At 68.5% G+C, this 19,872-nt stretch carries 20 protein-coding genes; 6 read left to right on the forward strand and 14 right to left on the reverse strand.

The annotated features are described in order from the left end of the window. Window positions 1-2,044 (forward strand): alpha/beta hydrolase fold domain-containing protein (locus tag MVA01S_RS14290; protein ID WP_255251696.1); only part of this gene is annotated, 2,044 nt, incomplete at its 5' end. A 10-nt stretch (window positions 2,045-2,054) separates the two neighbouring features. Here MVA01S_RS14290 and MVA01S_RS14295 read toward each other — a convergent pair. The 8 genes from MVA01S_RS14295 to MVA01S_RS14330 all read right to left on the reverse strand — a co-directional run bounded on the left by MVA01S_RS14295 (window position 2,055) and on the right by MVA01S_RS14330 (window position 9,111). Beyond that, window positions 2,055-2,540, reverse strand: coding sequence for a hypothetical protein (locus MVA01S_RS14295; RefSeq protein ID WP_003929441.1), 486 nt, complete (start codon window positions 2,538-2,540; stop codon window positions 2,055-2,057). A 2-nt stretch (window positions 2,541-2,542) separates the two neighbouring features. After that, window positions 2,543-4,003: an adenosylhomocysteinase gene (gene ahcY / locus MVA01S_RS14300; protein ID WP_003929440.1), complete on the reverse strand. Its 1,461-nt coding sequence runs from the start codon at window positions 4,001-4,003 to the stop codon at window positions 2,543-2,545. Between the two features lie 192 nt (window positions 4,004-4,195). Beyond that, window positions 4,196-4,864 (reverse strand): TetR/AcrR family transcriptional regulator, encoded by a 669-nt coding sequence (locus MVA01S_RS14305; protein ID WP_390176135.1) that lies wholly within the window; start codon window positions 4,862-4,864, stop codon window positions 4,196-4,198. Window positions 4,865-4,883: 19 nt separating this feature from the next. Further along, window positions 4,884-5,063, reverse strand: a complete 180-nt coding sequence (locus tag MVA01S_RS14310) for a rubredoxin (RefSeq protein ID WP_003929438.1) — start codon at window positions 5,061-5,063, stop codon at window positions 4,884-4,886. 94 nt (window positions 5,064-5,157) lie between these two features. After that, complete coding sequence (locus tag MVA01S_RS14315) at window positions 5,158-5,319, reverse strand: rubredoxin (RefSeq protein ID WP_003929437.1); 162 nt, start codon at window positions 5,317-5,319, stop codon at window positions 5,158-5,160. After that, a complete protein-coding gene (locus MVA01S_RS14320) occupies window positions 5,316-6,476 on the reverse strand; it encodes an alkane 1-monooxygenase (protein ID WP_237024391.1) in 1,161 nt (386 codons plus the stop codon). The genes MVA01S_RS14315 and MVA01S_RS14320 overlap by 4 nt, the downstream gene beginning before the upstream one ends. A 218-nt stretch (window positions 6,477-6,694) precedes the next feature. Next, the gene (locus MVA01S_RS14325; protein ID WP_003929435.1) at window positions 6,695-7,555 is read right to left on the reverse strand and encodes a type IV toxin-antitoxin system AbiEi family antitoxin domain-containing protein; all 861 of its coding nucleotides are present in this window, start codon (window positions 7,553-7,555) and stop codon (window positions 6,695-6,697) included. Window positions 7,556-7,611: 56 nt separating this feature from the next. After that, window positions 7,612-9,111, reverse strand: a complete 1,500-nt coding sequence (locus MVA01S_RS14330; RefSeq protein ID WP_003929434.1) for an APC family permease — start codon at window positions 9,109-9,111, stop codon at window positions 7,612-7,614. A 57-nt stretch (window positions 9,112-9,168) separates the two neighbouring features. Between MVA01S_RS14330 and MVA01S_RS14335 the strand changes: the two genes are divergently transcribed. Further along, complete coding sequence (locus tag MVA01S_RS14335; protein WP_003929433.1) at window positions 9,169-10,530, forward strand: FAD-dependent oxidoreductase; 1,362 nt, start codon at window positions 9,169-9,171, stop codon at window positions 10,528-10,530. Here MVA01S_RS14335 and manA read toward each other — a convergent pair. The 4 genes from manA to MVA01S_RS14355 form a co-directional block, all read right to left on the reverse strand. Continuing rightward, window positions 10,475-11,701: a mannose-6-phosphate isomerase, class I gene (gene manA, locus MVA01S_RS14340; RefSeq protein WP_003929432.1), complete on the reverse strand. Its 1,227-nt coding sequence runs from the start codon at window positions 11,699-11,701 to the stop codon at window positions 10,475-10,477. The two genes, MVA01S_RS14335 and manA, sit on opposite strands and share 56 nt — an antisense overlap. A gap of 5 nt (window positions 11,702-11,706) precedes the next feature. Beyond that, a complete protein-coding gene (locus MVA01S_RS14345) occupies window positions 11,707-12,810 on the reverse strand; it encodes a hypothetical protein (protein WP_060941617.1) in 1,104 nt (367 codons plus the stop codon). Then, entirely contained in the window at window positions 12,807-14,198 is a 1,392-nt protein-coding gene (locus MVA01S_RS14350) for a phosphomannomutase/phosphoglucomutase (RefSeq protein ID WP_003929430.1), read from the reverse strand. Before MVA01S_RS14350 ends, MVA01S_RS14345 begins: the two co-directional genes overlap by 4 nt. Window positions 14,199-14,322: 124 nt before the next feature. After that, window positions 14,323-14,742, reverse strand: coding sequence for a DUF3499 domain-containing protein (locus MVA01S_RS14355; protein WP_003929429.1), 420 nt, complete (start codon window positions 14,740-14,742; stop codon window positions 14,323-14,325). Window positions 14,743-14,866: 124 nt separating this feature from the next. On the opposite strand from MVA01S_RS14355, the gene MVA01S_RS14360 reads away from it, so the two are divergent. After that, window positions 14,867-15,289, forward strand: a complete 423-nt coding sequence (locus MVA01S_RS14360) for a metallopeptidase family protein (protein ID WP_003929428.1) — start codon at window positions 14,867-14,869, stop codon at window positions 15,287-15,289. 24 nt (window positions 15,290-15,313) lie between these two features. Here MVA01S_RS14360 and MVA01S_RS14365 read toward each other — a convergent pair whose 3' ends face one another. Beyond that, window positions 15,314-15,580 (reverse strand): WhiB family transcriptional regulator, encoded by a 267-nt coding sequence (locus MVA01S_RS14365; protein WP_174538913.1) that lies wholly within the window; start codon window positions 15,578-15,580, stop codon window positions 15,314-15,316. 420 nt (window positions 15,581-16,000) lie between these two features. Here MVA01S_RS14365 and cofD point away from each other — a divergent pair, with 420 nt between their 5' ends. The 3 genes from cofD to MVA01S_RS14380 are packed head-to-tail and all read left to right on the forward strand — an operon-like array spanning window position 16,001 to window position 18,896. Beyond that, the gene (gene cofD / locus MVA01S_RS14370; protein ID WP_003929426.1) at window positions 16,001-16,999 is read left to right on the forward strand and encodes a 2-phospho-L-lactate transferase; all 999 of its coding nucleotides are present in this window, start codon (window positions 16,001-16,003) and stop codon (window positions 16,997-16,999) included. Continuing rightward, on the forward strand, window positions 16,996-18,336 hold the full coding sequence (locus tag MVA01S_RS14375; protein WP_003929425.1) for a coenzyme F420-0:L-glutamate ligase: 1,341 nt from the start codon (window positions 16,996-16,998) through the stop codon (window positions 18,334-18,336). The genes cofD and MVA01S_RS14375 overlap by 4 nt, the downstream gene beginning before the upstream one ends. Then, window positions 18,333-18,896, forward strand: coding sequence for an NUDIX hydrolase (locus tag MVA01S_RS14380; RefSeq protein ID WP_003929424.1), 564 nt, complete (start codon window positions 18,333-18,335; stop codon window positions 18,894-18,896). The genes MVA01S_RS14375 and MVA01S_RS14380 overlap by 4 nt, the downstream gene beginning before the upstream one ends. On the opposite strand, the gene MVA01S_RS14385 is transcribed toward MVA01S_RS14380, so the two are convergent. Next, a complete protein-coding gene (locus tag MVA01S_RS14385) occupies window positions 18,897-19,763 on the reverse strand; it encodes a putative endonuclease domain-containing protein (protein WP_003929423.1) in 867 nt (288 codons plus the stop codon). Window positions 19,764-19,872: the final 109 nt, after the last annotated feature.

The following is a 19,872-nucleotide window of genomic DNA, read 5'->3' on the forward strand; positions in this document are numbered from 1 at the left end:
CGCTGCCCCGCCGGCGGCCGCGCCCGCGCTGTGGTCGATGCTCGGCGCGGCCCGCCGCGACGCCGATGCGCCAACCATCGGCGACGCCGTGAGTCCCGCCGTCGAGACCTCGATCGTCTACACCCCGGAGCCCACGTTCTTCGACAAGGTCACCCTCGTCGCGCTGCGGGTGCTGCGCGGTATCTCCAAATTCATCGGCATCGATCTCTACGGCCAGATCGGCAAGCTGCTGTCCAGCGCCAGCCCGCCGTGGTTCGTGAAGTTCGGCCTCGATGTGCGGCGCACCGAGTTCGCGGTGTCGGAGGACAACGTCTGGAAGGTCTGGGAGTTCCACCCACCCAACCCGACCGGCAAGACCGTGGTCGCCGTCCACGGCGGGGGGTTCATCCTCGAGCCGATCCTGTTGCACTGGATCGACTACTCGAACATGGCCCGCGAGACCGGCGCGACGGTCCTCGTCCCGATGTATCCGTTGGCGACGACCACCGACGGCACCGCGACCAAGGTCGTGCCCGCGATGGCGCAGTACATCTCCGCGCAGATCGACCGGTACGGCGCCGACAACGTCAGTCTGTACGGGGATTCGGCCGGCGCGATCCTGGCCGCGGTGGCGGTGCGCGAGTTGATCCTGGCCGGCAGATCCGTTCCGGCAAGCATGGTGCTGGTGTCGATCACTCCGGACGCCTCGCTGTCCAACCCGGACATCCGCACCATCGACCCGGTCTTCGACCTCGACAACCTCGACTTCTACGACGCCGCGAACCACTGGAGCCACGGCCTCGACCGCCGGGACCCGATGCTCAGCCCGCTGTTCTTCGAGGACGAGGTGATCGCCGGGCTACCGCCGACGACGATCTATCAGGGCGCACTGGAGTTCTCCCTCCCCGACACTTTGTTGCTGCACGAGAAGTGGTCGGCCGCAGGCGCGGTGATCTCGACGGTGGTCGGGCAGGGCCAGATCCACGACTGGGCGCTGGGTGTGCCGATCAACTCGCAGTCGATGAAGGTCCGCCCCGACATCTACCGGCAGCTCGGACTCAATACCGTTGCGGCAGGACCGAAGACGATCACCACCGCGCCGCCCTCGTCCGGCGACAAGTTCATCGTCGGACTGCTGCGCACGCTGCGCTGGATCAACGACGTTACCGGCATCAAGATCCTCAGCGGGATCGCCGGTGGCTCCACCAGCACCACTCCCCCGTGGCTGTTGACGCTCGGCCTGAAGGTCACCGAACTCGAGCACAACGGCTGGACGGTGTGGGAGTTGGCTTCTCGCAAGCCATCCGGTGAATACGTGGTGGCACTGCACGGCGGCGGTTTCGAGGCCGAGGCGACGGTGCTGCACTGGTCGGATTACGCGCAGATGGCCCGCGAGACCGGCGCCACGGTGCTGGTGCCGATCTATCCGATGGCGCCGCCGAAGAGCACCGGGACCGCGGCCACGCTGGTGCCGCCGATGGCCGACTACCTGAAGTCGTTGATCGACGCGCACGGCGTGGACAACGTCAGCCTGTACGGGGATTCCTCGGGCGGCTCGTATGCGGTGCTGGTCGTGCAGGAGTTGGCCCGCCGCTGCAAGATTCAGGTGACGTGCGTGGTGTCGCAGTCTCAACCGTCGCGGATGGTGCTGGTGTCGCCTGCGCTGCACCTGACGTTGCGCGGGCCGGAGATCGACGCCATCGACGATCCGATCCTGCCGCGGCGCGCGCCCGGTGAGGGCCCACGCTGGAACGGCGACTGGGACATGGACGATCCGCGGGTCAACCCGATTAACGGGGACCTGACCGGTTTGCCGCCGACGACGGTGTACATCGGCACGATCGAGAAGCTCTATCCCGGCGTGCTCGCGTTCCGCGACGCGGTGCTGGCGCAGGACCCGCAGGCCGATCTGACGGTGATCATCGGCGACGGGCAGATGCACGGGTGGGCGCTCGGCGGCATCGTGGTCAACTCACAGGCCCCGGTGTGGCGGTCGAATGTGTACCGGCAGCTGGGTCTGCTGCCCACCGACGCGGCGCGCTACGTCACGCTGCAGGTCGCCTGACCCGAAATCCCTAGGCGCCGATGCGGTAGGACTGCAGCACGACGGTGTCGTGCGGCGGGTCGAGAAACACCCGGGTGCTGGTCCGGTCCGCGGCGAACGCCATGTTCAGCTCGATCCCGGTGCGGTACGGGCCCGGCGGCAGCTCGGGCTCCAGCACCTTCTGCACGGCGGGCACCTGCCCGCTGTCCTCTGAATCATGTTCGGTGACAAGAGTATTCATCGTCTCGGGAGTCACCTGGACGACAGCGTCGATCCAGACCACCTTCGTCCTGGGCTTTTCGACCGTTCCGGTGTTGTCCCACCGGATCCACGACGCCGAGACCGGCGTACCGAGGGCCGGGAACGTCTCGGCCAGCTCGGCGGTGTCGTGGCGCACCTCCGGCGCGGGGCGGGTCGTGCTGACCTCGACGTTCTCGGCCTGCTCGGCAGGCTGGCCCTGACATGCCGTCAGGGCCAGCGCAAAGCCGAGCGTCGCCGCTCGAAACAACTTCTTCACGTTTAGTAGCGGTAGTGCTCCGGCTTGTACGGGCCCTCGACGTCGACGCCGATGTACTCCGCCTGCTCCTTGGTGAGCTTGGTCAGCGTGCCGCCGAGCGCCTCGACGTGGATGCGCGCGACCTTCTCGTCGAGCTGCTTGGCCAGCCGATAGACCTCGTTGTCGTACTCGTCGTTCTTGGTCCACAGCTCGATCTGGGCGATCACCTGGTTGGAGAAGCTGTTGCTCATCACGAACGACGGGTGACCGGTCGCGTTGCCGAGGTTCAGCAGACGACCCTCGGACAGCAGGATGATGGACTTGCCGGTGTCCCCGAACGTCCACTCGTCGACCTGCGGCTTGATGTTGATCCGGGTGGCCCCGGACCGCTCCAGGGCGGCGATGTCGATCTCGTTGTCGAAGTGGCCGATGTTGCCCAGGATGGCGTGATCCTTCATCGCCTTCATGTGCTCGAGGGTGATGATGTCCTTGTTGCCGGTCGAGGTGATCACGATGTCGGCGTTACCGATCGCCTGCTCGACGGTGACGACGTCGTAGCCGTCCATCAGCGCCTGCAGCGCGTTGATCGGGTCGATCTCGGTGACCTGCACACGCGCGCCCTGGCCGACCAGCGACTCCGCGCAGCCCTTACCGACGTCGCCGTAGCCGCAGATCAGCACCTTCTTGCCACCGATGAGGGCGTCGGTGCCGCGGTTGATGCCGTCGATCAGCGAGTGGCGGGTGCCGTACTTGTTGTCGAACTTGCTCTTGGTGACCGAGTCGTTGACGTTGATCGCCGGGAAGGCCAGCTCACCGGCTGCGGCGAACTGGTACAGGCGCAGCACGCCGGTGGTGGTCTCCTCGGTGACGCCCTTGACCGATTCGGCGATCTTGGTCCACTTGGTCTTGTCGGTCTCGAACCGCTCGCGCAGCAGGTTCAGGAAGACCTTGTACTCGGCCGAATCGTCGTCCTCGGCGGGCGGCACGACGCCGGCCTTCTCGAACTGCGCACCGCGCAGCACCAGCATGGTGGCGTCACCACCGTCGTCGAGGATCATGTTCGCCGGCTCGCCCTCCCAGGTGAGCATCTGCTCGGCGGCCCACCAGTACTCCTCGAGGGTCTCGCCCTTCCACGCGAACACCGGGACGCCCTTGGGCTCCTCGGGGGTGCCGTGCGGGCCGACGACGACGGCCGCGGCGGCGTGGTCCTGGGTGGAGAAGATGTTGCAGCTGGCCCAGCGCACCTCGGCACCGAGGGCGGTCAGCGTTTCGATCAGCACCGCGGTCTGCACGGTCATGTGCAGCGAGCCGGAGACCCGCGCGCCCTTGAGCGGCTGGACTTCGGCGTATTCCTGGCGCAGCGCCATCAGGCCGGGCATCTCGTGCTCGGCGAGGCGGATCTCTTTACGCCCGAACTCGGCCAGCGACAGGTCGGCGACCTTGAAGTCGATCCCGTTGCGGACGTCGGCGGTCAGAGCAGTCATGTAGAGCCCCTTTTGTGTTTCGTCAATTGCCTGTGAGCGCACGGGTGCGCGCTGTGGCTAAACCCGTGCGAACAACCCCGGCCTGCGGGCTCGCGGGACAGGCGCTTCAGCGCGCTGCCGGCCAGGGGCGTCTATGACACCGTAGCGCCTCGGGCCGCACACCAGGTCACGGCCGTCGGTCACCAGCGGTTCTCAGGTCTCGAGGACCCCATACCGCTCGGCGAACGGCGTCATCAGTCGGGCCAGGTCGCGGGCCACGTCGTGGTCGGCCTCCGGCGGCATCGACACGTAGCTCATCGCCAGCCGGACGATGGCCCGGGCCAGCACGCCGGCGTCCTCCTCGCTGCTGTGCACCCAGCCGGTCATGAACGTCTCGGCCAGCCGCGCCGAGCAGTGGTTGATGATCGGCGCGCTGTCGGTGGTGATCAGCTGCAGCAGATCGGGCTTGGAGGTGCCGGTCAGCAGTGAGATCACCAGCGGGTCGGCGGCGGATTCGGTGAAGAAGTCGCGGAACCCTTGCAGGAACGCGGCGTACACGTCGCCGACGTTGTCGTCGATGGCGCTGTGGATCTGGTCGACGAGCCGGTCCGCCAGCCGCATCGCGTAGCCCTGGGCCAGCCCCTGCCGCGAGCCGAACTCGTTGTAGATGGTCTGGCGGCTGATGCCGGCGGCCTTGGCGACGTCGGAGAGCGTGATGTTCGACCAGTCGCGGTCGAGCAGCATCTCCCGCATGCCGTCGAGGATCGAGTCGCGCAGCAGCACCCGCGACGCCTCGGCATAGGAGATGCGCTTGTCGCTGGGGCTGCTCACACGCGCGACAATAACGCCTCCCGCGGCGGCGAGGGCCGCCGCCGCGGTCACGACGGGCCGCCGGGTGCGGTCACGGCCGGGCGACCTCGACCATGTCGAAGTCCGATTTGGCCGCGCCGCAGTCCGGGCAGCTCCAGTCGTCGGGGATGTCGTCCCAGCGGGTGCCCGGCGCGATGCCGTCCTCGGGCCAGCCTTTGGCCTCGTCGTACTCGAATCCGCACTGCACGCACACGAACAGCTTGTAGTCCATCGCTCTGCCTTTCTTTTGTCGCTTTGTTTCCCGAGAGTGCGCTCAGAGCGACCGCTCGCGCTTTTCCGCGCTCTGAGCGCACTCTCGCTGTGGTTCACGCCGGTGCGAAGTCGACCTTCTCCCGGACCGCGCAGTCCGGGCAGCACCAGTCGTCGGGCACCTGCGCCCATCGAGTTCCTGCCGGAAACCCTTCGCGGGGTTCACCTTTGGCTTCGTCGTAGACGTAGTCACAGCCGGGGCAGCGGTAGGTGCTCACGCCCCCTGCTCCTCGCCCGCGCCGTACCGGGCCAGCACCTTGTCGCGGACCCGCGGGTGGATGTTCACCCGGCTGAGATCACCGTCGTAGTGCGCGAGCACCCGGTGGTCCATCACCTTGCGCCACAGCGGCGGGAAGTAGGTCAGCCCGATCATCGACGCGTAGCCGCTGGGCAGGTTCGGGGCGTCGGCCATGCTGCGCAGCGTCTGGTAGCGCCGGGTGGGGTTGGCGTGGTGATCGCTGTGGCGCTGCAGGTGATACAGGAACAGGTTGGTGACGATGTGGTCGGAGTTCCAGCTGTGCGACGGCGCGCACCGCTCGTAGCGGCCGCTCGCGGTCTTCTGCCGCAGCAGGCCGTAGTGCTCCAGGTAGTTCACGGTCTCCAGCAGCGTGAAGCCGAACACCGCCGAGATGACGATGTACGGGAGCAGCGCCCAGCCGAACACCGCGATCAGCACGCCGTAGAACGCCACCGACATCGCCCACGCGTTGAGCACGTCGTTGGACCAGTGCCACTTGCTCTTGCCGGCCCGCTCCAGACGCTTGGCCTCCAACTCCCAGGCCGACGTCAGGCTTCCGAACACGCTGCGCGGCAAGAATTCCCAGAACGTCTCACCGAACCGGGCCGACGCCGGGTCTTCCGGGGTGGCGACGCGGACGTGGTGGCCGCGGTTGTGCTCGATGTAGAAGTGGCCGTAGCAGGTCTGGGCCAGGGTGATCTTGGCCAGCCACCGCTCCAGCGAGTCCTTCTTGTGTCCCATCTCGTGGGCGGTGTTGATGCCGACCCCGCCGAGCATGCCGACCGACAGCGCCAGGCCGATCTTGGCCGGCCAGCTCAGCCCGCCGTCGAAGCCGAGCCACCCCAGGTCCGCGGCGGTGAACAGGTAGGCGCCGAAGATCACGCTGGCGTACTGGAACGGGATGTAGATGTAGGTGCAGTAGCGGTAGTACTTGTCGTTTTCCAGCCGCTCCATCACCTCGTCGGGCGGGTTCTGGCCGTCGGGGCCGAACAGCCGGTCCAGCGTGGGCAGCACGATGTAGAGCAGGATCGGGCCGATCCACAGCGGCACCTGTGCCGCGGCGTGCCAGCCGAGCTGGTTCAGGGCCCAGATCAGCGGCAGCATCACGAACAATGCTGTCGGGGCGATCAGGCCCATCAGCCACAGGTAGCGCTTCTTGTCGCGCCACTGTTCGGCATCTGTGTCGGTTACGTCGGAAATCTCTGGTGCGGTCACCCGATGGCCTCCTTGTTGTGAGTGCGGTCACCTCGTGGCGTTGACTATATGACGTACTTTGTCGGTTGTCTAGACACCAACCCTCCTTTTGTAAACGCATGCCTCGTGAATCGGGCGCGCAACGCGACACGGCGGGTGCTTCAGCGCGCCGAAATCGCCCGGCGGATCGAGGCGACGACGCGCTCGGGGTATTCGGTGAGGTCCAGCCAGGTGAATCGCAGCACCAGCCACCTGGACAGGACGATGTCGTTCTGGCGCTCGCGGTCGATCTGGAATTCGTCGGCCCCGCTGTGGAAGGCGAACCCGTCGATCTCGATGGCGACCTTCGGCCCGGGGAAGCCCACGTCGACGCGGTAACCGCCGACCCGGTAGTTCGCCTCCCACCCGGTGAATCCCGCGCCGCGCAGCAACGAGTGCAGCAGTCTCTCCGCCGGCGAGCGGGCTCCGCCGTCGGCCGCCTGCAGCAGCAGCCGGGACCGCGGGGCACCGGTGCGCCCCTTGTTGCGCAGGTGGGCGCGCCACAGGCTCGCGAGGTCGACGTGACGTTGCAGTGCGTTGTCCATCAGCCTGGCGCCGCCCCCGCGATGCACGGACGCCTCCACCACGGTCAAGGGCAACGACGTGACCTGCAGGCCTTTCAGCTCGACGACGTCGGCCGGATCCAGATCTCGCCGTCTGACCCGCGTGCCGTCGTGACGACGGCCGTGACTGTCGCGCGGCACCGTCACTTCGGCGACGGCCGGGGCGAAGCGACTCAGGCCGTGCCACCAGGCCGCGGTCAATCCACTCGCGACGGCACGCTCTCCATGCCCCCAGACCGCCGCCCGGATTCGGGCCGCGTCGGAGAAGGGCCGGTCGTCGACGAAGTACACCCCGCGGCCGCACCGGCGCCACAGTCCGGACTGCACGCGACGCTGGACTGTTCGCCTACTGAGCCCGGCTGCGCGCGCCTGGTCGTAGGTGATCACGCCATCGTGGCGCCGCAAGTAATCGCTGAGCATGTCCCATCGGACGCAGCAGCCGGCGATCCGGTTCCCTCACCAGCGAATCGGGCGCGCTATGCGACGGGCGAGGTGCTTTCGCGCGCCCGATTCCCCAGGATGGAGTGGCGGCGCCCGTAGACGAAGTACACGACCACGCCGATGGCCATCCAGACCAGGAAGCGGATCCAGGTCAGTCCGGTCAGGTTCAGCATCAGCCAGACGCACGCGATGATCGACACGATCGGCAACAGCGGCACCAGCGGCGTGCGGAAGCCCCGCTTGAGGTCCGGCCGCGACCGCCGCAGCACGATCACCCCGGCCGACACCAGCACGAACGCGAACAGCGTGCCGATGTTCACCATCTCTTCGAGCTTGCCGATCGGGAAGACGGTCGCGGTCACGGCGACGACGAAGCCGACGATCAGCGTGATCCGCACCGGTGTGCCGCGCTGACCGGTCTTGGCCAGCTGACGCGGCAGCAGCCCGTCGCGCGACATCGCGAACAGCACCCGGGTCTGCCCGAGCACCAGCACGATCACCACGGTCGTCAGCCCGGCCAGCGCCCCGATCGAGATCACCTTGGCCGCCCAGTCCACGCCGTTCAGCGAGAACGCGGTGGCCAGGTTCTGGGTTTCGGCCTCGCGCAGTTCGGTGTAGCTGACCATGCCGGTGAGCACGACCGCGACCGCGACGTAGAGGACGGTGACGATGGCGAGCGAGGTGAGGATGCCGCGCGGCACGTCGCGCTGCGGGTTCTTTACCTCCTCGGCGGTGGTCGCGACGATGTCGAAGCCGATGAACGCGAAGAACACAATCGACGCGCCGGCCAGCACGCCGTACCAGCCGTAGTGGCTGCCTTCGGCGCCGGTCAGCAACGAGAACAGCGACTGCTCGGTGCCCGATCCGCCCTGGCCGCTCTCGGGCGACGGCACGAACGGCGTGAAGTTCTCGGTCTTGATGTAGAACGCGCCGACGGCGACCACCAGCAGCACCACCGAGACCTTGACCGCGGTGATCGCCAGGCTGATACCGGCCGACAGTTTGGTGCCCATCGCCAGGATCAGGGTGACGAGCGCGATGATCACCAGCGCGCCCCAATCCAGTTCGAAGCCCGCCACTTCCGTGACGCCACCGCCGAAGTTGAAGACGGTGCCGAGGTAGCTGGACCAGCCTTTGGCCACGACGGCCGCCGCGACGGCGAACTCCAGGATCAGGTCCCAGCCGATGATCCAGGCGACGAACTCGCCGAACGTCGCGTAGGCGAAGGTGTATGCGCTGCCCGCGACCGGCACGGTCGAGGCGAACTCGGCGTAGCACAGCGCGGCCAGCGCGCAGGCGATCGCGGCGAAGATGAACGACACCGAGATCGCCGGGCCGGTGAGGTTGGCGGCGGTGGACGCGGTGATGGTGAAGATGCCGGCGCCGATCACCACCGAGACCCCGAAGACGGTCAGGTCCCACCAGTTCAGATCTTTGCGGAGGCGGGTGTCGGGATCGTCGGTGTCGGCGATCGACTGCTCCACCGACTTGGTCCGCCGTCGGTTGACCGTCTGCGAACCCGGCTCCTGCGCCATCGACCGTCCTCTTTTCGTCATCGCCTCAGCGGAATCTACCCATTACCGTTGACTCCAATGACTCGGACCGCCAAACACGCGATCGTCATCGGGGCCAGCCTCGGCGGCCTGTGCGCGGCGCGGGTGCTCTCCGAGGTCTGTGACCGTGTCACGGTGTTCGACCGCGACCATCTTCCCGACGTTCCGGCCCACCGGCCCGCCGTGCCGCAGAGCAGGCACGTGCATCTGTTGATGGCGCGCGGCGCGCAGGAGTTCGAGTCGCTGTTCCCCGGCCTGCTCGCCGACATGGTCGCCGCGGGCGTGCCGATCCTGGAGAACCGGCCTGATTGCATTCATTTCGGTGCGGCCGGCCACGTGCTGGGCACCCATCACCGGCTGCAGGACGAGTTCACCGCCTACGTGCCGAGCCGGACCCATCTGGAATGGCAGATCCGGCGCCGCACCGCCCGGTTGCCCAACGTCGCGCTGCTCGATCGCGGGGTGGACGAGCCGGTGCTGCAGGACGGTCGGGTCACCGGGGTGCGGACCTCCGACGGCGCGACGGTGCCCGCCGATCTGGTGATCGATGCCACCGGTCGCGGCACCCGGCTGCCTGCGTGGTTGGCGCAGTGGGGTTTTCAGCGCCCCGACGAGCAGACCGTCGACGTCGGGATCAGTTACGCCACGCATCAGTTGCGCATTCCCGACGGGCTGGTCGCCGAGAAGGTGGTGGTGGCCGGGGCGTCGCGGGCCCAGCCGCTCGGGCTGGGCATGTTGTGTTACGAGGACGGCACCTGGGGGCTGACGACGTTCGGGGTGGGTAAGGTCGCCCCGCCGACGGACTTCGACGGCATGTGCGAGCTCGCCGACGAGGTGCTGCCGGGACATCTCAGCGCCGCGGTGCGCAGCGGAGTGCCGCTGGGTGAGGTTGCGCTGCACAAGTATCCGACGAGCCGGTGGCGGCGTTACGACAAGCTGGAGAGATTCCCCGAGGGCATTCTGCCGTTCGGCGACGCGGTGGCCAGCTTCAACCCGACGTTCGGTCAGGGGATGACGATGACGTCGTTGCAGGCCGGCCATCTGCGCCGGGCCCTGCAATCGCCCGACCTGCAAACCGAATTCTTCCGCGCCACCGCCAAGACCACCTATCCGGTGTGGACGATGAACGCGATCGGCGACCTGACGTTGCACAACGCACACGGCCCGATGCCGTGGTGGTACCGGCCCGTCGGCGGGCTTTTCGACCAGTTCCTCGGCGCGGCGGAGACCGATCCTGTTCTCGCGGAGTGGTTCCTGCGCCGGTTCAGCCTGCTCGACAGCCTCTACATGGTGCCGTCACCGCGGTTGATCGGCCGCGCGGTCCGGCACAACATGGCGCTGTGGACTAGATCCCTACGGTCACCCGGAACATCCGGAACGGCTCGTCCGCGACCAGCCTGATAGGTCCGTCATCAGCCGAAACCCAGGCTGCCGCACCCTTTTTCAGCACCACCGAGTCCGTCTTGGCGCGCACCGTCGCCGCGCCCTCGGTGCACAGCAGGATCTGCGGACCGTCGTGCCGGGCGGGGGTGTCGATCTCGTGCCCCACCTGGTCGCTGCCGATGCCGAGCACTGACACCGAGAACTCGGGGGCGGGCGTCGGATAGATGATCTCCGCGCCGTCCCGGTGACTCTCGGGGGTGACGAAGATGTCCTCGGCCGGGGTGAAGTCCAGTACCCGCAGCAGCTCGGGCACGTCGACGTGCTTGGGGGTCAGCCCGCCGCGAAGTACGTTGTCGGAGTTGGCCATCACCTCCACCCCGATGCCGTGCAGGTAGGCGTGCAGGTTGCCGGCCGGCAGGTACAGCGCCTCCCCCGGCGCCAGTGACAGCCGGTTGAGCAGCATGGAGGCCAGCACGCCGGCATCACCGGGATAGCGCTCGCCGAGCTCCAGCACCGTCTTGGCTTCGCGCGCGAATTCCTTTGCTCCCGAACGCACATAGTTGATGGCGCCGTCGATGACCGCGGGCACCAGCACGTCGAGGTCGGGCTGCGGGAAGGTGATCCAGGTGGTGAACAGTGCGCGCAGGCCATCTTCGTCGCGCTGTCCCTGCAGCAGGTTGATGAACGGGTCCAGGTCGGCGACGCCGAGGGCCTGCATCAACTCGACCGAGCGGGCGGCGTTGCGGAATCCGGCCAGCGCCTCGAACTGGCTCAGCGCGACGATGATCTCGGGCTTGTGGCTGCGGTCGCGGTAGTTGCGGTTGGGCGCCGAGACCGGGATGCCCATCCGGTCCTCCCGGCTGAACCCCTCGACGGCCTGCTCCATGCTGGGGTGCGCCTGCAGCGACAGCGGCTCGTCGGCGGCGAGCACCTTGACCAGGAACGGCAGGGTGTCGCCGAAGCGGGCGCGCACTGCGGGGCCCAGCTCACCTTCCGGGTCGGCGCGCAGCGCGTCGAGCAGGGACCGTTCCCCGTCGTCGGTCTCCAGATATGCCGGGTCCCCGGGATGCGCCCCGAACCAGAGTTCGGCCTCGGGATGCGCCGTGGGACTCGGCGCGCCGACGAATTCGGCTATCGCGGTCCGCGAACCCCACGCGTAGGTCCGGACCGCGCCTTTCAGCAGATGCACTCGTCTCAACCTCGAACCAGCCGCTGGTAGACCGCCGCCATTTCAAGCCGGACCGCCAACAGCGCCAATTGTTGTTCGGGACGTGTCGCTCCGGGCATCGTTGCTGAGCCCGGCTCACCTTCCCCCCCGGTCACCGCGACGTCGGGGACGTCGTCGGCGTTGACGACATGGACGTCGTCGAACCCCCTCAGCCGGGCGGACATGGCGGGCCGCTCGGCGTCGGTGGTCAGCACGAGAGTACATGTGCGGTTGGGCAGCGGCCCGTCGATCTCCTCGTCGTGGAAGATCGACGCCGCGCCGCCGGTTCGGCCCCAGCCGGATCCGATGGCGCCCAGCGCATCGTTCAACTCCACTGCGGCCACGCTCTGATGTCCGACGCGCAGCATCACCGCGACGGCGTGGCGGGCCAGCGCGAGCGTGGCGGTGGAGTCGCCGGCGATCACGACTTCGCGGTCGCGCATGCGCTGGGTGAGGCCCTTGGCCGGATTGGTGAAAACCTCACGCCCGGCGCTGTTTCGGAACGCCTCGGCGTCCAGCGCGTCGGCCAGCGCACTCAGGTCGAGCGAGTAGCCGGGGATGACCACCTGCAGCGCGGCCAGCCCGACGGCCAGGTACCGGGCTAAGTTGACGTCGTCGGGAACCGGGAGCCGGGGCGGCAGCGCCACCGCGCGTCCGGCGGTCGCGTCGCGCAGCGGCCCCTCGTAGGGCGCCGCGACGATCACCCGGCTGCCGCGGCGCACGGCGGTCGCGGCCGCCGACGTCAGGGCAGGGTCGCCGGGGTCGTCCCCGGCGATGACCACCACGTCGAGGGCGCCGATCCAGGGCGGTGCCTCGGAGGCCAGGACCAGTGGCGCGCCGATCGTGCCGCCGAGCTGTGCGGAGAGCATGGCTCCCGCGGTCTCGGCGTTGCCGGCATTGGCCACCCACACGAGTGTGCGGGGCGGCGAGTCCGAGCGGACCGCGTCGAGGTCGCCTTCGTCGAGCGCTGCGGCGGTGGCCCGCACCTGCGCGCCGGCCATCGACGCCGCCCGCAGCAGACCCATCCGGTCCGCGTCGAGCAGGGCTTCGGTGTCGTCGAGGTCGGCACCGGCGGCGGAGAGCGGGCTCATGTCGAATCCTCGGCGCCGGACACGATGCCGGCGATCTCGTCGACCAACTCCTGGACCTCTTCGGCGCTGCGGGCCTCGACGTTGAGTCGCAGCAGCGGCTCGGTGTTGGACATCCGCAGGTTGAACCAGCGGCCGTCGCCGAGGTCGACGGTGACCCCGTCGAGGTGGTCGAGGGCCTGGACCCGATTGCCGAAGGCCTGCAGCACGGCGTCGACGACTGCGGGCGCGTCGGTGACGGTGTAGTTGATCTCGCCGGAGGCTTCGTAGCGCTGGTAGTCGGCCATCATCTCCGACAGCGGGCGGTCCTGTTCGCCGAGCGCGGCGAGCACGTGCAGCGCGGCCAGCATGCCGGAGTCGGCGCCCCAGAAGTCCCGGAAGTAGTAGTGCGCGGAGTGTTCACCGCCGAAGATCGCGCCGGTCTCGGCCATCAAACCCTTGATGTAGGAGTGGCCGACGCGCGAGCGCACCGGCGTGCCGCCGCGTTCGGCCACCAGCTCGGGCACCGCACGGGAGGTGATCAGGTTGTGGATGATCGTCGCGCCGATTTCGCGCTTCAGTTCGCGTGCGGCGACCAGCGCGGTCACCGCCGACGGCGACACGGCGTGGCCGGTCTCGTCGACGACGAAGCAGCGGTCGGCGTCGCCGTCGAAGGCCAGCCCGATGTCGGCACCGGTCTCGCGCACGAAGTTCTGCAGGTCGACCAGGTTGGCCGGGTCGAGCGGGTTGGCCTCGTGGTTGGGGAAGTTGCCGTCGAGTTCGAAGTACAGCGGCGAGAGTTTGACCGACGCGATCGGGCCGAGCACCGCGGGAGCGGTGTGGCCGGCCATCCCGTTGCCGGCGTCGACGGCGACGTGCAGCGGCCGGGCTGCCGCGATGTCGACCAGCGAGCGCAGGAACTCGCCGTACTCGGCGAGCACGTCGCGGTCGGTGACGGTGCCGCGGGGGCCGTCGTAGTCGGGAACTCCGGCGATCACCTCCTCGCTGATGGTGGTCAGCCCGGTGTCCTTGCCCACGGGTTTGGCGCCGGCGCGGCACAGTTTGATGCCGTTGTAGGCGGCCGGGTTGTGGCTGGCGGTGAACATCGCGCCCGGGCAGTCCAGCAGGCCGGAGGCGAAGTAGAGCTGGTCGGTCGAGGCCAGCCCGATGCGGACGACGTCAAGGCCCTGGGCGGTGACGCCCTCGGCGAAGGCTTCGGCCAGTCCCGGCGAACTGGCCCGCATGTCGTACCCGACGACGATCTGGGTGGCGGGTGGCGTCGCGTCGCGGACCAGCCGCGCGAATGCGGCGCCGACGTCGCGGACGAAACTCTCGTCGATCTCCTCGCCGACGAGTCCACGCACGTCATAGGCCTTGATGACGCGATGTACCGCCTCGGCGGGACGAGACATGGAACTCCTTGGGACGAAGAGACTGTGTGATGATCAGCCTAGCCGTCACCGGCTGTGCGCATGGCGACTCGTTGCCCGGTCGGGTCGTCCACCGGGTGTCGTGGCAGCAAGAGCCGGGGGCGGGTCAGTCCGTCGGGTCCGGCAGCACGCGCAGGTGTCCGCGGCGACGTCCGTTGGTCTCGGGGCGGCGGGCCGGCGGGGCCATCAACGCGCCGCCGTGCGCACCGGTGACCGGGTCGCTGAAGCCGGGGGTGAAACCGGCGGCGGGCGCGGTCGCCTCCCGGCCTTCTCGGACCGCGTCGGCCAACGCCACCAGATCGTCGTCGTCGGGATGCGACGGCAGCGGGCCGGCGTGCCGGACCAACTCCCAACCGCGGGGCGCGGTGATCCGGCCGGCGTGCAGGACGCACAGATCCCACGAGTGCGGCTCGGACACGGTGGCCAGCGGTCCGACGACAGCGGTCGAGTCCGAGTAGACGAAGGTGAGCGTCGCGACCGCATAGTGCGGGCACCCTGGCCGGCAGCAGCGACGGGGAACATTCACAGCCGAAGGCTATCGTGCGGAATCGTCACGGTTGCGCCGGACACGCGCAGCCGGGACCGGCCCGAAGCCCAACCGTTACGATCTGTCCGTGACGAGGCGCCACCTTCGCGGTCCGCGGCGGGAGATGCGCGGGACGCTGTTGCCGCCGACGGTTCCTGGCTGGCGCACCCGCGCCGAACGTTTCGACATGGCGGTGCTGGAAGCGTATGAGCCGATCGAGCGGCGCTGGCATGAGCGGGTGTCGACGCTCGACGTGGCGGTCGACGAGATTCCGCGCATCGCGCCGAAGGATCCAGAGAGTGTGCAGTGGCCGCCGGAGGTGGTGGCCGACGGCCCGATCGCGCTGGCCCGGCTGATCCCCGCGGGGGTGGACGTGCGAGGTAACTCCACTCGCGCCCGAATTGTGTTGTTCCGCAAGCCGATCGAGCGTCGGGCTAAAGACACCGACGAGCTGACCGAGCTGCTCCATGAATTGCTGGTGGCGCAGGTCGCCACTTATCTGGGTGTGGAACCGTCTGTCATCGACCCAACCCTGGACGAGGACTAGGCGGCGCAGGCCGCGCGGCGCGGCTCAGATGATGCCGCGCTTGAGGCGCCGGCGCTCCCGCTCGGACAGCCCGCCCCAGATACCGAAGCGCTCGTCGTTGGCCAGTGCGTACTCCAGGCACGCGTCCTTGACCTCGCAGCCCTGGCAGATGCGCTTGGCCTCGCGGGTGGAGCCGCCCTTCTCGGGGAAGAACGCCTCGGGATCGGTCTGGGCGCACAGCGCGCGCTCCTGCCACTGATCCTCGTCGAGCTCGGTGCCGTCGCTGAAGTAGTCGGCATGGTCGGGCACCAGGCTCAGCTGGGGACGCCCGTTTACTCCGCTTGGTGCCGGTCCGGTCTGGATGTGCGGCGCACTTCCCACCGAGCCGAGGAGCCTGTTGTCGAACGTAATCGAGTCGCCGAAATCGGCCTGTTCAAATGTCATGTTCCCCTCCTCCAGGTCTCGTAGATCCGTATATGCCAGCCCCACAGACGCACGTGCGGCCACCCAATTCGAACAAGTGATCGAATCTCGGTCTGCGACACCGGAACCGGCCGGAGAACCGCGAAATGACACTGGTGTGATTACACACGCGTTAGCTGTCCTGGTCAAGCGCTAGAACAGGAATTCATACCATTCCGTGACTTGATTACGGCGCGTCGCGCTGTGGCGTGTCTGTCACGTCCCGCCCGAGGCGCAGTTGGCGACTCTGACGGCCTAGTGTCGTTCGGTGTGAAGGTCACGGTTCTGGTCGGCGGCGTAGGTGGTGCGCGGTTCTTGCTCGGTGTCCAACATCTTTTGGGCTTGGGGCAGTTCGGCAATCACGATACCAATGAGCACGAAGTGACAGCTGTGGTGAATGTGGGTGATGACGCCTGGATGTTCGGCGTCCGAATCTGCCCTGACCTCGACACATGCATGTACACACTGGGTGGCGGCATCGACCCCGACCGTGGTTGGGGTCACAAGAATGAAACCTGGCACGCCAAGGAGGAACTCGCCGCCTACGGCGTGCAGCCGGACTGGTTCGGCCTCGGCGACCGGGACCTGGCCACCCATCTGGTGCGCAGTCAGATGCTGCGCGCGGGCTATCCGCTCTCCGACGTCACCCGGGCCCTGTGCCGGCGGTGGTCACCCGGTGCGCTACTGTTGCCCGCCAGCGATGACCGGTGCGAAACCCATGTCGTGGTCACCGATCCCGGTCCCGGCGAGTCGGCAGGCGAGAAGCGCGCGATCCACTTCCAGGAATGGTGGGTGCGGTACCGCGCCCAGATTCCCACGGAGAGTTTCGCGTTCGTCGGCGCCGACAAGGCCACCGCGGCACCCGGTGTCACCGACGCGATCGAGAACGCCGACGTGGTGCTCATCGCGCCGTCCAACCCGGTGGTCAGCATCGGCGCCATCCTCGCCGTCGGCGGCATCCGCGGCGCGCTGCGCTCGACCAGCGCACCGGTGATCGGCTACTCCCCCATCGTCGCGGGGAAGCCGTTGCGCGGCATGGCCGACACCTGCCTGAACGTGATCGGGGTGCCGAGCACCTCCGAGGCCGTCGGCAACCACTTCGGAGCACGGTCGGCGACCGGGATTCTCGACGGCTGGCTGGTGGACTCCGGGGACCACGCCTCGATCGACGGCGTACAGGTGCGCTCGGTGCCGCTGCTGATGACCGATCCGGCAGCGACCGCCGAGATGGTGCGCGCCGGAATGGAACTGGCCGGGATCGCACCGTGAACGACCACGGCACGTCGGCACGGATCGAGCTGCTGCCGGTGGCCGGGCTCCCGGAGTTCCGGCCCGGCGACGATCTGGCCGCGGCCATCGCCGAGGCCGCGCCGTGGCTGCGCGACGACGACGTTCTGGTGGTCACCAGCAAGGTGCTGTCCAAGACCGAGGGCCGCATGGTGCCCGCCCCGGCCGATCCCGACGAGCGGGATGCTCTGCGCCGCAAGCTGATCGACGCCGAAGCGGTGCGGGTGCTGGCGCGCAAGGGCCGCACGCTGATCACCGAGAACGCGCTCGGGCTGGTGCAGGCCGCGGCCGGCGTGGACGGCTCGAACGTCGACTCCCACGAATTGGCGCTGCTGCCCGTGGATCCCGACGGCAGTGCTTCCGCGTTGGTCGCGGCGCTGCGCGAGCGGCTCGGGGTGCGCGTCGGCGTCGTCGTCACCGACACCATGGGCCGGGCGTGGCGCACGGGCCAGACCGACGTCGCGATCGGTGCGGCGGGGCTGACGGTGTTGCACGCCTACGCCGGCGAACACGACCAGCACGGCAACGAGCTGATCGTCACCGAGATCGCGGTCGCCGACGAGATCGCCGCGGCCGCCGATCTGGTCAAGGGCAAGCTGACCGCGGTGCCGGTGGCCGTCGTTCGGGGGCTGACGCTGCGCGACGACGGCTCCTCGGCGCGCGATCTGGTGCGCGCCGGCGAGGAGGACCTGTTCTGGCTGGGCACCGAGGAGGCGCTGGCGATGGGCCGTGCCCAGGCGCAGCTGCTGCGCCGCTCGGTGCGCGCGTTCAGCGCCGAGCCGGTGGCCGGGGAGCTGATCGAGGCGGCCGTCGGTGAGGCGCTGACCGCCCCGGCGCCGCATCACACCCGGCCGGTGCGCTTCGTGTGGGTGTGCGACCGGGCGGTGCGGCTCCGGCTGCTGGACGCGATGAAAGACCGTTGGCGGGCCGATCTCAGCGGCGACGGCCGGGACCCCGAGGCCGTGGAGCGCCGGGTCAGCCGCGGCCAGATCCTCTACGACGCGCCGGAGTTGGTGATCCCGTTCATGGTTCCCGACGGCGCACACTCGTATCCGGATGCGCAGCGGACCGCGGCCGAGCAGACGATGTTCACGGTCGCGGCCGGCGCCGCGGTCCAGGGTCTTCTCGTCGCGCTGGCCGTGCGGTCGGTGGGCAGTTGCTGGATCGGCTCGACGATCTTCGCCCCCGACCTGGTGCACGCGGAGTTGGACCTGCCCGATGACTGGCAGCCGTTGGGGGCCATCGCGATCGGCTATCCCGTCGAGCCGCTGACACCGCGCCCGCCGGTGCCCACCGACACGCTGCTGGTGCGCCGGTGAGTCTGCACGGGTCGGCAGTCGAGGTGCTGACCGCGTGGAAGGCCCCTGACCCTGCGCAGGATTCGCTGCGGCATGCGCTGCTGGCGTTCCTGGCCGCGCGGCCGGATGCCTGTCTGCGCGAGTGCGCGCCCGGCCATCTCACCGCCTCGGCGCTGGTGCTCGACCACAGCGGCCGCCACGCATTGCTGACTCTGCATCCGCGGATCGGTCGCTGGCTGCAGCTCGGCGGTCACTGCGAACCCGAGGACGAGACGATCGTCGCGGCGGCGCTGCGCGAGGCGACCGAGGAATCGGGCATCGACGGGCTCACCATCAGTCCGGAACCCGCTGCGCTGCATGTGCATCCGCTGACGTGCTCGCTAGGCGTGCCGACCCGTCACCTGGACGTGCAGTTCGTGGTCCGGGCACCCGAGGGCGCGCAGCCGGTGTGCAGTGACGAGTCGCTGGACCTGCGCTGGTGGCCGCTCGACGAGCTTCCGCAGGACTGCGACTTCGGCCTCACCCAGCTGGCCGCCGCCGCCACCGCCCGCCCCTTTGCCGCGAAAGTGCGCCCCCGGTAGTCAGGAGGCGCGTTCAGCGACGCGCAGTTCACTCTCGCGGAGTAACCATGCTCGTTTGACCCGTGCGGTGACTTCAGCGGGGTCGTCTTCCTTGATCACCTTGATGTGCAGCCAGCCCTGTGCCCGGATCAGGCGCAGCCGCTGCTCGTCCCAGACATACTGGTCCCGGTTCCGCTGATGGTGTTCGCCGTCGTACTCGACCGCGATCAACATGTCTTCCCAGCCGAGGTCGAGATGGGCGAACGCCACGCCCCGGCTGTTGAAGAGCGGAATCTGCGTCGCAGGGCGGGGAAAGGACTTCATCAGGTGAAGCCGAAGCCATGTCTCCTGAGGCGACTGCGCGCCGCCGTCCATCAGATCGAGTGCGGTACGCAGGGTCTTCATCCCGCGGGCTCCCCGGTACTCCCCCATGAGTGGCAACACCTGCTCTCGCGTGAGTCCCGTGGCATTGGCCAGAGCATCCAGATGCATGACCGCTCTGTTCAGCGGTAGGTACCTGCCCAGATCGAACGCGGTGCGCGGCACTGTGGCGACCGGGAGGTCACCCCTGCGGGTGATCTCGTCTCGGCCGATGCGCTCGTTGCGACACACGATCCCCGTCGGCGGGCGCCTGCAGTCGTGGTTCAACTCGACCGGCGCCTTGTCGCTGACCCATCGCGCCCCGTGCAGCGCAGCGGCGGCCCGGCCGGTGATCACCGCACGCCTCCCCGACCACAGCCACGCGCCGTATGCGTTGTCCAGCAGCGACAGTGGTTGCTCGCGTGGCACATACACATTGGGGTAGAGCCGGCGATACCCGTAACGGAGCCGGCCCGGCGTGACGAAACCGTCTGCGATCGCTTCCCTGCCCAGAATCACCGTGCCCATTTGCGAAGCGTGCGACGGGCCTCCGACAACACGACGGCACGTCGGCCCGGTTATCCACAGCTTCGCACCCGCGAGCGTGCACTTACGGTAGCCCGGACACCCGGATCAC

Source organism: Mycolicibacterium vaccae NBRC 14118 = CIP 105934, assembly GCF_001552715.1.
Taxonomy (GTDB): domain Bacteria; phylum Actinomycetota; class Actinomycetes; order Mycobacteriales; family Mycobacteriaceae; genus Mycobacterium; species Mycobacterium vaccae.